9 protein-coding genes and 1 tRNA gene are annotated in these 13,614 nt (G+C 44.7%); 2 read left to right on the top strand and 8 right to left on the bottom strand.

The window, feature by feature from the left end:
• Nucleotides 1-7: 7 nt before the first annotated feature.
• The 8 genes from AB4Z08_RS11660 to AB4Z08_RS11625 all read right to left on the bottom strand — a co-directional run bounded on the left by AB4Z08_RS11660 (nt 8) and on the right by AB4Z08_RS11625 (nt 11,930).
• Nucleotides 8-1,435 (bottom strand): hypothetical protein, encoded by a 1,428-nt coding sequence (locus tag AB4Z08_RS11660; protein ID WP_441573906.1) that lies wholly within the window; start codon nt 1,433-1,435, stop codon nt 8-10.
• 134 nt (nt 1,436-1,569) lie between these two features.
• Nucleotides 1,570-3,165 carry a RagB/SusD family nutrient uptake outer membrane protein gene (locus AB4Z08_RS11655; protein WP_441573905.1) on the bottom strand — a complete coding sequence of 532 codons (1,596 nt, stop codon included), beginning with the start codon at nt 3,163-3,165 and terminating at the stop codon, nt 1,570-1,572.
• Between the two features lie 17 nt (nt 3,166-3,182).
• Nucleotides 3,183-6,569, bottom strand: a complete 3,387-nt coding sequence (locus tag AB4Z08_RS11650; protein ID WP_441573904.1) for a SusC/RagA family TonB-linked outer membrane protein — start codon at nt 6,567-6,569, stop codon at nt 3,183-3,185.
• Nucleotides 6,570-6,602: 33 nt separating this feature from the next.
• Nucleotides 6,603-7,559, bottom strand: coding sequence for a FecR family protein (locus AB4Z08_RS11645; RefSeq protein ID WP_441573903.1), 957 nt, complete (start codon nt 7,557-7,559; stop codon nt 6,603-6,605).
• Nucleotides 7,560-7,606: 47 nt separating this feature from the next.
• Nucleotides 7,607-8,206, bottom strand: coding sequence for an RNA polymerase sigma factor (locus tag AB4Z08_RS11640; protein ID WP_441573902.1), 600 nt, complete (start codon nt 8,204-8,206; stop codon nt 7,607-7,609).
• A 381-nt stretch (nt 8,207-8,587) separates the two neighbouring features.
• Complete coding sequence (locus AB4Z08_RS11635; protein ID WP_441573901.1) at nt 8,588-8,851, bottom strand: UBP-type zinc finger domain-containing protein; 264 nt, start codon at nt 8,849-8,851, stop codon at nt 8,588-8,590.
• Between the two features lie 9 nt (nt 8,852-8,860).
• Nucleotides 8,861-10,519 (bottom strand): FAD-dependent oxidoreductase, encoded by a 1,659-nt coding sequence (locus AB4Z08_RS11630; RefSeq protein ID WP_441573900.1) that lies wholly within the window; start codon nt 10,517-10,519, stop codon nt 8,861-8,863.
• Nucleotides 10,520-10,529: 10 nt separating this feature from the next.
• Nucleotides 10,530-11,930: an ATP-binding protein gene (locus AB4Z08_RS11625; RefSeq protein ID WP_441573899.1), complete on the bottom strand. Its 1,401-nt coding sequence runs from the start codon at nt 11,928-11,930 to the stop codon at nt 10,530-10,532.
• Between the two features lie 104 nt (nt 11,931-12,034).
• On the opposite strand from AB4Z08_RS11625, the gene nfi reads away from it, so the two are divergent.
• Both nfi and AB4Z08_RS11615 read left to right on the top strand, forming a co-directional pair.
• On the top strand, nt 12,035-12,688 hold the full coding sequence (gene nfi / locus AB4Z08_RS11620) for a deoxyribonuclease V (RefSeq protein ID WP_441573898.1): 654 nt from the start codon (nt 12,035-12,037) through the stop codon (nt 12,686-12,688).
• A gap of 87 nt (nt 12,689-12,775) precedes the next feature.
• Nucleotides 12,776-12,849, top strand: a tRNA-Asp gene (locus tag AB4Z08_RS11615).
• Nucleotides 12,850-13,614: the final 765 nt, after the last annotated feature.

Genomic DNA, 13,614 nt, shown 5'->3' with positions numbered 1-13,614 from the left:
GGGATTTTTATTTTTTACGGATTGTAATATACACAGGACTTTCGCCTACCGTTACCCGGATGCTGCTGTCACCTGCTTTTTCCCAGGCAACAGGTGGCGCGGGTGTATCTGCAGTAGCCATGCCCGTTATACGCTCCGGCAATCCCGGCAGCTTATCGAGTGTTGCTTTTATTACATGCGGCTGATAGCTGTCTTTATACTGTGTACTGGCACCGGTAGGCGACCAGGCTACCCATATCAGCGACTGCGGATCTTTACTCTGCTCAAATTCAAAAACATACAACGCTCCTTCTTTCTTTTGTACAATGCGGCGGAAGCGATAGTCGCCCAGTGTCTGGTACAACTGCTTCACTGCCCAGAAAGACTGCTTCGGATTAAAATTGCGTGTCAACCCGGAAGCCGCATGGAAAGAAGCTTCATCTTCATCATTATAGTAGTATAAGTAGGCGCGTTGAACGTCGCGGGCAGCAAATACCAGGAAAGAACGCACCAGGTACTGTGCCTGCTGCAAATCGCTGGCGCCCTGCCAGTTGAGCTTCAGGGCCCAGTCTTTCCGTTGTTTCATGGCCGCCGGTGTACAGGCATCATATCCAAATTCTGTTACCCATACCTCCTTCCCGGGTGCATGTTCATTACGCCAGGCGATGGCATCATCTATTACTTTCAGGTATTGCAGGGAATTATCTTCCGGAAAACTTCTGTTCCAGGAATTGTCATTGGTAAGCGTTTTTTCTATGGTAGCATAGGTATGTAAATTGATGATATCATACAGGGGTAGTATGTCTTTATCTCCATAAAAACTATTTAAACCCTGTGAATAATTATCCCCTTTACCAGCTACCACTGCCGGTGTTACAATCTTCAGCATGGAATCCCCATCGCGGATCCCCTGTGCCATTTTTGTAAAGAGTGTTTTAAATAATGCCGGATCAAACCTGTTACCGGGTTCATTATCTATTTCGAAAGAAGTATTTAGCTTTTCCTTACCGGAAGGGCCGTAATAGGTGGCCATGGCTTTTCCATAATCATATGCCCACTGTTCATGGCCGGCCCAGCGTTGCCGGTAATCCGGTGAGCCCACCCCAAAACTCAGGAACTGCAAACAGATATCTGTTTCAAAGCCGGCACTTTTCCAGGGGCCGTATACATCATTCTTCCAGTTGAGATGATTGACCGTTACCGGTATTGCCAGAGAATCGCCTATTGCGTTTACATCCCAGTTGATGTTATGATAATTACGCACCAGGCGGCAAACCTGCCCATATAAAGCCGGTTTGAAGGTAACATGCCCGTTAATACCCATGAAGTCCTTAAACAGGGGCTTTACTGCCACGGAGAGCGTATCAGGGGGCTGTTCTGCCCCGGAGGTAGCGCAACTCATTTCAAGACAAGTGCAACAGAACAGTATAATGGTAAAGAGCAATATTTTGGGCATGGTGGTTAGCATTACCGTATAAAGTAGTAATAATTTCTAACTTAAGCGGGATCAAATACAGCAATGGTTTTAAATAACGAATGCGGCATGAAACCATGCCGCATTCGTTATTTTCAGTTATCAGTTCAATTATTTTACCATCCTGGTGTTTGTTTGTAAGCACCATTGCTTTTTGCAACTTCGTCCGGATTCATAGGCCATGCCATATGTTTATTAGGATCGAAATTACGCTTAGGCCATACTTCCTGGATTGTATAGGGAGAAGCAGGATCTAACTTGTTAGCATGGATACGACCGTGAAGCGGTGCATTGATCACTGCATAATCACCCCATCTTTTCAGATCCTGTAATCTGTCGGTCCATTCACAGGCCAGTTCTACTCTGCGCTCATGTTTCAGGTCGTTCATAGTAGGATTAGCGATGGATGTCAATCCTACGCGGTTGCGCACTTCATTCAGCGGAGCTGCTGCTTCACCACTTTTACCCAGCTGGATCAGCGCTTCTGCCTTGAACAGCAGTATTTCTGCATAACGCATCAGCGGTAGGTTCAGTGCTGTAGTAGGATAATCGCCACTTTGGTTAATGTTTGGATTAGAGCCTGGTTCATTATTTTTCCCATAGCTATACGGCTCCATGTATTTATTCATCTGGAATCCTGATAAGCTATTGGTAGAATAATAAGCGCGTTCCACTCCGAAGAAAGTAAATTTATCGCCAAAATTAAGGATGGTTACGTCACGTCTTGGGTCGTTGGCTTCATATGCGTCAAACAGTTCAGCTGTAGGCTGAAAATATCCCCATCCGTTGTAAATACCCCATCCGGTATTTTCCAGTACTACACCTGGAAATTCAGAACCACCCTGTACACCAGAAGTTACCGACCACATATATTCCGAGCTCCAGTTGTTGGCAATAGAAAATACGGCCCTGTAATTAGCTTTAGCACTTTCTTTTCCGGTAATGAGTGCCCGATGACCTTCTGTTTTAATTTTATCGCACAAAGCCGGTATCAGTGCCCATTTGGATTGATCATACTGTGCCCAGTAGGCGTATGCTTTCACCATATATCCCCAGGCAGCCGCCTTATGCGCTCTACCCTGGTTATCGGCGCTATATGTTTCGAACAGTGGCAGCAGATCAGCAGCTTTCTGCATATCGCTCACAATCTGTGCATAGTTATCTGTTACAGACTTCAGTTGTGGTGCAATACGTTTTCCGAACTCAGGATTTTCAGGACCATCGAAAGGTACGCCCTGGTTTTTATGCCCCCAGAGATAAGCGATCCAGAAGTGTGCAAAGCCTCTGACAAAATAAGCCTCGCCCAATGCCTGGTTGCGTGCACCTTCTGTAGTGTTTTTAGAAGTAGGTACCCCCTGGATAACCTGGTTGGCCCTGTTCAGCATTTTGTACAAATCGTTCCAGCCTTCGGTCATGTATCCTTCTCTTCCACTGGGAATAAAATTCTTGATATTTTCCCCGTTTGCTTTTGCCCTTCCCACGATGAGGTCATCGCTGGCATCCTGCATCCAGAAAAGATCCCGCCCCCAGGTAGATTCATTACGCATCACTGCATACATGTCTGTCGTCGCTTTTTTCAGGTCATTATCACTCTGCCAGAAGTAAGCCGTGGTAGGTGCTCCATTGGGTTTGGTATCTACCCATTTGTTACAGGCACTGCTGCCCGTAAGCATAGCCGCCAATATGATGATATGATTGATTCTCGCTTTCATAATACTTTTTTGTTTGATCAGAATTTAACATTAGCACCAATAGAGAACACACGGGAAACCGGGAATTGTCCACCATCCAGTCCATAACCACCTACTTCAGGATCCATACCGGTATACTTGGTGAAAGTAAGCAGGTTGTCGCCGCTGAAGAATACGCGCAATCCCTGGTTCCAGCTCATTTTCTTAAAGGTGTAGCCAATGAGCAGATTCTTTAATCTCAGGTAGTTACCATTTTCCAGATACCAGTCGGAAGTTGTCTGAAAGTTTGTATTGGCGTCAGCAGCGGAGATAATTGGAATATTGGAGCCTTTGTTGGTAGGTGACCACGCATCCAATATTTTGTCCCAACGGTTGTAACCTTGTTCAGAACCGCTTAAGGTAGTCATCTTAAAGGCATTGAACAGTTTTACCCCACCTACTCCCTGGAAGAACAGGGTCATGTCAAAATTTTTCCAGTTAACGCCGGCAGTAAATCCATAGGTTACTTTAGGGAACGCATTGCCCATGTATACGCGGTCATTGTCTGAAATTGAACCATCCCCATTTTCATCTACAAATTTCAGGTCGCCTGCTTTAGCAAATGGTTGTATCCTTTTACCATCTTTCATATAAGCCTTTGCTTCTTCATCAGACTGGAAGATACCAGCTGTTTGGATCAGGTAATAAGAATAAAATGGTTGTCCTACAGTGGAACGGAATGGTGTTAAAGATCCTCGGAAAGCATCACCATGTAACCAGGTAGAATTAGGATTATCATCAATAGCTACGACCCTGTTCTTTAAGGTGGCGATATTGGCACCCACTGTATAGCCCACTGTTCCAATACGATCATTCCAGTTTACGGCTACTTCAAATCCTTTGTTACCGATCTTTCCCTGATTGATCATGGGAGGATCTATTCCATAGGTTTTAGGCCATGCTGCAGTTTGCTCCTGGATCAGGTCATAAGTCAGTTTATCAAAATAATCTGCAGTAATATTCAGGCGTTGTTTCAGCATGCTGATATCGATACCGATATCTGTTTGCTGAGAAGTTTCCCAGGAGAGGGTAGGATTAAAAGACTTGCTCATTGCCAGAGAGTTGGCACGTGGCGCACCATTACCGATCTGGTAAGTATAGTCAGCTGATAGCTTTGGATAACCGTAGTAGTTTGGAATAGAACCATAGTTACCTATCCTTCCCCAACTGGCTCTTACTTTAAGCAGGTTTACTGCAGCCACCTGGAAGAAAGGTTCAGAACTGATCTTCCATGCGGCGGTTACACCCGGGAATCCTTTACCACGATACCCTTCCGCGAGCCTGCCGGCAATATCATAACGGAAACTACCAGTTACAAAATAGCGATCTGCCCAGCTGTAAGCGATTCTTCCAACATAGGAAGCTGATCTGTCTTTCCATTCATCATCGGTGGGTTGGGTACGGTCAAAAACACCGGCATTGATAAAGAACTGTGCCCAGGGAGCTTCATTTTCGAAGGTCATGGCAGCAGCTGTAAAATTACGGTGGGATTCTTCCTGGGCCGTGATAGACGCCATGGCACCGATGTTATGCTTCTTAATGATTTTGTTATAGTTCAAAGTATTTTCCCAAATCCAGTGATAGTCTTTATCGCTGGAGTAAGACAATTTATTTTGCTCACTTGGTTTTCCGGGTTCTGTTCTTTTAGGCTCAAAATTTTTCCACAAGCCGTTGCTCTGGCGGTAAGAAAACCGGGTCAGATAGCTTAGTCCCGGCAGGATGTCTGATACAGTTACTTCGGTAACAGACTGCAGGTCACTTTTCTTGTTGTAAGGTTGGTTCCTGAGCAGGGTAGCTACCGGGTTTACCGCATCACCATATATCCCGTTATAAACGCCATCACGTGGACCTGTTCCTCCGAATGTTCCGTCCGCATAGTAAGGGGTGGCAGAGCGAGGCATGTAAATAGCAGAGGTAATTATACCAGTATAACCGCTGGCCGTTTCTGCATCCCTGTTATCATTATTATTCCAGAAGATGTTCTGGCGTAATTTTACATTTTTTGAAAACTCGTAAATGGTATTAAATCTTAAGGAAATATTTTTATTATAGGTATTCAACAGGGTACCTTCTTCATTTTCGTAACGGGCCTGGAAGAGGGTAGAAAACTTGTCTCCTCCTGCATTTACGCTGATGTTATGTCTCTGGATCAAACCTGTACGGAATATTTCTTTCATCCAGTCGGTACGTGTTACCGCGCCATAAGGATTTTTGGCTGGATCCCATCCTTCCAGTGGAGGCCGGCCGGCATTTTGCTGTGCCAGGTTAGACACTTTGGCTTCGTCTTCTGCAGTCAGTGATTGCAGTGTACGCCATGCATTTTTGGCGCCAATAAAACCGGCATACTCTACAGAAGGTTTTCCTTTCGCCGCCTGACGGGTAGTAACTAAAATTACCCCTGCGGAACCAGAAAAGGCACCATAAATAGCAGCAGAAGCAGCATCTTTCAATACAGTCATGGATTCCACGTCCGCAGGATTAAAAGGTGCACCAGGCACCCCATCTACCACATACAATACGTTTTCACCACTACCGGACCCCACACCGCGGATCACTATTTTATTGGCATCACTGGTATGGCCACCATTGCTTACCACGGTAACACCGGGTACGCGCCCCTGAATCATATTCCCAACGTCCATTACCGGGCGTTCTTTCAATGGTTTCATATCCGAGATCACTGCTACAGCTGCAGAAAGGTCACCTTTCTTTGCGGTACCATAACCTAATACTACTACTTCATTTAATCCGCTGCTGGCTACTTTAAGAGAAAGGTTCAGGCTTTCAGAATTACCTGCCACCATTTCTACTGTTTCGTAACCTACATAACTAAATGCCAATACTGACTTTTCATTCTCAATGGCAATTTCATATCGGCCATCGGCATCGGTCACTGTTCTTGTTTTTGTTCCTTTTACCCATACTGATACACCAGGTATAGGTTCTTTATTTTCGGTAGTAATTCTACCAGTAATTTTACGGGCAGCTATCTGGGTCGTTTGTGTTACCGGGTCTTTTTCTGCTTTTCTCAGCAGGATCGCTTTATCGCTTACGCTGTACTCTATGCCTGATTTATTCCGGAGCAGGTTGAGTGCCTCATTCAACGTGATGTTGTCCGGTTTAAAATCGCTGACCATAATTTTGTCGAAATCCTGTTTTACATAGTTGAACGTAAAAGTACTCTGGGAGCCCAATGCATTCAACACCTGGGAGAGGGAGGCACGGGAAATATCCAGTTTTACTTTTTCGTTCAACCCGCTTTGCCGTGCATAGCCAAATGTAGCCGGCAAAAGGGTGCATCCCAATAAAAGGAATCGTTTAATACGGGATGCAGTTGGCCCGCTTCTACGGGAGTACTGATCTGAAATGGTACATTTCATTTTCATGTGTTGAATTTTTCAGGAGTGTTCGCACGTGTATTAATAAATGGTAACCTGTCTTTCGGAAATGCGATATCGCTTACGGCTGATGTAGCATAGGTTGTCGAGCATCTTTGTGAAAGTGTCTGTTCTGAACATCACAGAAATATTTTTGTCTGCGCCCTGTGCATTTTCCCAGCGAACATTGTATCCGTAGCGGGTACACAAGCGCATTACGGCATCTCTGAGCGGCAGATCTGTAGCGCTGAATGCGCCTTCTCTCCATGCCGCTACCTTACCGGCATCTGTTTCATTGACAGCTATTCCTTTTTCTTCATTGTTATAAACCGCTGCATAGCCTGGCTTCAGAATGGTATTATCTTTTCCTGCACGCACTTTTACTTTACCCTGTACGAGCGATACGCGTGTTAAGCCTTCTGCCGGATAAGCTTCTACGTTAAACTGTGTACCCAATACCTGTATGGTCAGGTCCCTGGTGTGGATAATAAAAGGCTTACCTGTTTGTCCGTGTACATCAAAAAATCCTTCGCCGGTCAGTTGTACGCTCCGGACTTTTTGGTTAAAGTCTTCTTTCCAGCGCAGCGAGGCGGCAGCATTCAGCCATATGTGGGAGCTGTCTGGCAGTATCACCAGTTTTATGTGGTTGGTTTCGTTGGTGACCAGGAAAGCCGCATTATCTGCAGATGAATTTGTTTTTTGTCTGGCCTGATGTATCCACCAATACCCTGCACCTGCCAGTAATAAAATGCTGGCAGCAGCGGCAGTCCATTTAATAGCCGATTGTTTCCACCAGACGATTTTTGCGCCGGGCAGCCCATCACGGAAATTAGCCAGAAACTGTTGCTGGTAATGGCTGGCATCTGTCGCAGGCATATCTGCGTCATTACCTAAACCGTCATACCAGCTGTCTAATATGGCCAGTTCTTCCGGTGTACATTTACCTGCATAAAATTTTTCTAACAGGGCATGTGCCCTTGGGTATTTTTTCGGTGCCATCTATAGTTGAATACCCGGAGAGCAAAAAATGTTAACTAAGGGGAATGTTAAGAAATTGTAAACAACAAAAAAGAAGAAACGAGGCTGGCAGACAAGGCAGGATTTTCTTTGATATGTGCTTTCACCTGCTTTAAGGCGCGACTGTACAAAACCCTTGCTGATGCAGGATCTATGCCCAATTGTTGTGCTATTTTCTGGTAGGAATAATGATACTGTACACGTAGTACAAATAATTGGCGCTGGCTGGGAGAAAGGATCTCCATCGCGTCCTTTATAATGCCTTCTTTCAGGCCGTGTAAATCCTCCGGAGCAAGTGCCCCGGGCACTTCCAGGGTATCGTTCAGTAATACTTCCAGCTTTCTGAGATGTGCCTGATAGCGGCCGTTGGTGCGGTAATATTTAAATATGCGGAACTTCAGGGCGTTGAGCAGGTAAAACTCCAGTGTTTCATCTTTGGGCACCTCTTCCCATTTCTCCCAGAGAGAAAGCAATACATCCTGTACAATATCAAACGCATCGTGCGCATTGGTTTTAGCCACGGCAATGCCTAATAGCTTGTCCCAGTAAGCAGTTACAGATGATTCAAAATCCTGCTGACGCGAAGTAGCGGATGTATTTTGGAAAGATAATTTCTTATGCCCGAACATAGTTGGAAAATAACAAGTCCCTACAAATGTAATCGCTTAATATTACGTGGATATTAACTTTGCTGATTCCTGGCTGATACTCCTGTTAAAAATCGATTTAGCTTAGTTCGACAAGTAACTATAACGGTGAACTATTGTATAAAAACGGCCTCTGTATTGAATTGGTTTTATCTAAAGTTGAAAGTTGATGTGGATTTCATAACGTTACATCCCATTACAATCATTTATGGAAGCAATATAAATTTACTTTTCGAATATGAGAAAAGTTTGTATATATTTTATAATTTTTAAAATTATAAAAATATACCTGCGTGCTAAATATTCAGCAGCCGGCAGGAGTTCGTTCCTGCCGGCTGCTGTAAAGCTATTTTCATCTCCTGATTAATATTCTGCAAAAGAATTATCCACATAACACCATAACCATTGTTCGCCGGGTTCTGCAGAAGCAACCACCGGATGTGTGGTAGCATGGTAATGTTGTGTCATATGCCGTGCAGGAGAATCGTCACAACAAAGCGTGGCGCCACAGGTTTGGCAGGTACGCAAATGCAGCCAGGTACCGTTGTGTTTTATACATTCCTCACATACGTGCTCCGTCCCGATTCTGATATCTGTAATGGCTTCCAGGTGTGAACATATTGACATAAAAAAGATTTAAACTTCCGCTAAATATTTATGCACCATGCTGATACTCATAGACCCTTCTCCTACCGCAGAGGCTACACGGCTCATAGCGCCGGAGCGCACATCGCCGGCAGCAAATATGCCAGGACAGCTGGTTTCCAGTAAATATGGTTCTCTGTCCAGCTTCCATAGTTTACCAAAATAGTCAAACGACTTCATTTCCCTGCCGGTTTGCACATACCCCTTCTCATCCTTTATAATAAGATCCCCCAGCCAGTCGGTATATGGCCTTGCACCAATGAATATATATAAGGCATCGGCAGTCACTTCTTTTACTTCTTTGGTATTCAGGTCCTCTATTTTCAGACTATTTAACCTGTCGGTACCGGTAGCCTCCACGATTTCGCTATGATTCAGTATCACAATATTGTGAATATCATTGATCTGATCAATCAGGTAAGAAGACATGGTCGCCGTCAGGTCACTTTTCCGGATAATGATAAAGACTTCTTTGGCAAACCGGGAAAGATACACTGCTGCCTGGCCCGCGGAGTTACCTCCTCCCAGGACATACACACTTTTTTCCTTACAGGACGCCGCTTCTGTAGTGGCCGCCCCGTAATAAATTCCTGCCCCGGTAAACTGTTCTATGCCGGCAGTATCCAGCTTACGGTAGTCGACACCTGTGGTAATCACTACCGCACGTGTATTGATTTCAGTACCGCTTTCCAGGCAAACAATTTTATAATCTGCCTTGAGTTTTATTTCCTTCACCGACTGTGGCGACAAAAATTCTGTTCCAAATCGCGTTGCCTGTGTAATGGCACGGCGGGTAAGTTCTGCGCCACTCAAACCGGAAGGGAAACCAAGATAGTTCTCTATACGGGAGCTGGTACCTGCTTGTCCGCCCGGCGCATGCCGCTCTACCAGCAATGTTTTCAGTCCTTCAGAAGCGCCATAAACGGAGGCAGCTAAACCCGCAGGGCCGGCACCGATAATCACCACATCATAGATTTCATTTTTCAGGGTAGGGTTCAAACCTATCCTGGCGGCAATATCAATAATCGGCGGACAGGATACCATTTCCCCATTTTCAAAAAAGACCACCGGCAAAACAGCGGTGTCCAGCTGATTAATCTGCATCAGCAACTTTCCTTCTTCCCCGCTGGCATCCACAGAATGATACGGTATCAGGTTGCTAGCGAGAAATTCCTTGATACGATAAGCCTTGGATGAATAAGCATGCCCCAGCACCTTAATCCCCTGAAATTCCGGCCGGTAGCCGTTTTGCCAGTCGTCCAGCAAATCATTGATCACCGGATACAACTTCTCTTCCGGTGGATCCCAAGGTTTCATCAGGTAATAATCCAGTCTTAACTCGTTAATCGCCTTGATGGCGGCACTCGTATCAGAATACGCGGTCAGCAACACCCTTTTGGCTGCAGGGTAAATAGCGATCGCCTGTTGCAGGAAATCAACACCTTCCATTTCAGGCATCCGCTGATCAGAGATGAAAAGCGCCACTGTTTCATTCCGGTTTTTCAGTTCTATCAGGCTTTGTAATGCTTCCGTGGCGGACAACGTACTCAGTATACGGTAAGATTTTCTGTAGTAGGTTTTCAGGTCCTGGGTAATGGCATTCAGCACCTGTCTGTCATCATCAATTGCAAATATTATAGGCAGACTCATAACTTCTAAGTTAATTATTTTCTATAGGAAAGGAAACAGTAAAAATTGTTTTCCCCGGAACAGATACCTGCTTTACAATCCCATGGTGCCTTTGCACTATCTGCATCACCACATCGAGTCCGAGGCCGGTGCCCTTTCCTATTTCTTTGGTAGTAAAAAAAGGTTCAAATATTCGCGATTGAATTTCCGCCGGAATACCAGGACCATTATCCGTAATGGTAACATGTACATATTGCCGGTCTTTGGTGGTAGCAATTTCCAGGCTGCCCTTTTTATTGACTTCCATGGCATCAATAGCATTATCTACCAGGTTGGTCCATACCTGGTTTAATTCTCCCGGCAATGCTTTTATCTTTGGCAAGGTAGTATCATACTGCTCCACAATCTCAATATTCCCCTTCCGGATTTTGAAATTCAACATCGCCAGCGTATTGCGTATACCACTGTGTATATCGATGAATTGTTTATCCGGTTCCTGATCCATGTACGTATAACTTTTCACAGAGGCTACCAGGTCAGCTATTCTTTTGGCAGATAACTGCAAATCGGTTACCATCCTGTTGGCGACCAGGGCACTATGTATCCAGCTGAATATTACCGGCAGATGCTGGGGCGGGAACTGCTGACAAAACCTCTCCAGTGCATCTTTATCCTGATCATACTCCGCCAGTACTTCCGCTATTTCCAGCTGATCTATATTTTTGCTTTCCAGCCAGTCTTCCAGCTCATTTGTTTTATCAGACAATGCCAGCATACCCGGCGCTTTCTCCGGCCTGCTTCCCTGCATATGCAATAGCTGATCTACTAATATGCCGGCCTCTTTTTCTGATAAACAAATCGCCGACATCTGCCTGAAAATAGCCGGCAGGTTCCGTATATTATCAAATAAAGCAGTAGCACTGCGCGTAATCGCTGCCACCGGATTATTTAATTCATGTGCCAGGCCGGCAGACAATTTTCCCAACGCCATCATTTTTTCATTCTGCTGCTGGAAAGAAGTATTATCCCGTACCCTGCTGGTCATAATGTGTACCAGCGCTTCCGTAAGCTCGTAATGCTGCTCTATATTTTTCTTCAATATATCTGCATGACAGGAAATCACGCGCGTCTCTTTCAGACAGAGCCCTGTTCCTATCGCATTTTTTACCCTGGAAAAAGGTAACCATCCGGTGATGCTATCATCATTTAATTCTGCTACTTCCCGGTAATGACCATTGATGGTTGAGGAAATACGCACCTTTCCGGTGATGACAATCACCGTGGTGACCACCGGATCACCGGCTTTAAACAGCGGCTCTCCTTCCGGCACCACCCGCTCTTCCGACTGCGAAAGCAGCCAGTCCAGCTGTTCCAATGGTACATCCTTAAGCGCCGGAATATTCTTTAGTTGTGTTGCTGTTATAGGTTCCATAAAAAAAAAGGATTACGGTATATTACCAAATATAAGCTTTCAGTGCACCTCAAAACTATAATAATTTCCTGTAGCTTTGGCAGCTACCTATAAACCATTATTCGATGCTTAGTGAAGATACAGCCATCGCCATACAGGAAGAGTTACGCGCAAAGGTGATCACCACAGATGTATTACCTGACCCGATAAAAATTATTGCCGGCACAGATGTAGAATACGACAAAGATTCCAACCTGATTGCCGGCAGCATTGTACTATTGGATTATGATACCTTACAGGTAATAGCCGTTGCCTCCCATTGTATGGAAGTCACCTTTCCTTATATCCCGGGCTTGTTTTCCTTCCGGGAGATGCCACCACTGTTACGCGCCTACGAAAAACTACCACTGCATCCGGACCTCATTATTTGCGATGGACAGGGAGTGGCGCATCAACGTCGTTTCGGGCTGGCTTCTCATTTTGGCGTTATCCTGGATAAACCGGTGATTGGCTGTGGCAAAACAAAACTTTGCGGTGAATATAACGACCTGGGAGCCGCCAGAGGGAGCATCGCCCCACTATTGGACCCGGAACATATCGGGAATGCATTAAGAACACAGGATGGCATTAACCCGGTATTTGTATCCACGGGGCATAAAATATCTCTGGCTACTGCCACCGATATTGTCCTCAAAGTATGCACCCAGTACCGGCTGCCGGAAACCACCCGGCTGGCCGATCACTATGCGCGTCTGGCATTGCTGGAACACAAAAAATAGAAATATTTGGTTATTTGGAATTATTATTTATATATTTGCAACCCCAAACGGGGAATACGGAATGGCTGAAAAGCCTGCCTGTAGGAAGGATCGGTAGTTCAGTTGGTTAGAATGCCGCCCTGTCACGGCGGAGGTCGCGGGTTCGAGTCCCGTCCGGTCCGCAAAATCTCGAAGAAACCCGCGCTAGTCGCGGGTTTTCTATTTTAAGTCGATTTCCCTTTAATTTTCCTCTACTATTTTATGCTACCTTAATCTGGTTAACTATCACTTATTAAGTTACTATTAAATAGGCAATTTCTTTTCTTCTCTCCCGCTTACAGTATGATACCGCCAAAATAGATTTGGAATCAGTGTAGCCATTTCCGTATATCACATAGTATGCGATATTTAAGTTGATTTCCTGAAATTAAATTTGCTCAATCAAACCAGAAATTAAATTTTAAAGATTGCCAGTTGTTCAAATCAGGAAACTTCTTTCCATCAAAAAACCTTTCAATAAGAGCAGGATAATCTTTTCTCAATCGCTCTTCAAATTCAACTCCGCTCCAAATTTCTACATTCGAAAACTCTATCTTCAGGCTTCTTCCTTTATTTTTGAACGCATAGTGTTTGACACAGTGCCACCAGCAACTACTATATAGTTATTAGGTATCGTATTCCCTTTAACCAATGTCCTTCGACACAATTTTTTGCTAGTAGGTTCAAGTCTATTTTCATACTCCCTCTCTCCTCCTTTCTATTTTTACCAGCAGTATTCAGCTTGACATTATCCAGTTTTTAACAGATACAGAGGGCACCCGTGTGAAACTAAAATTATTCTTAGCACGAGTGATAAAAAAGGCTTTGGCCCTATGGATATTCTATAGCCTTCCAAAATCAATATAGTTGTGGTCTACGACATAAAAACTATCTGGCTTAAATGTGAT

This window comes from Chitinophaga sp. RAB17 (assembly GCF_052114225.1).
Lineage (GTDB): Bacteria > Bacteroidota > Bacteroidia > Chitinophagales > Chitinophagaceae > Chitinophaga.
Note: the sequence above shows the minus strand (reverse complement) of the source record. Positions and strands in the feature narration are given on the sequence as shown.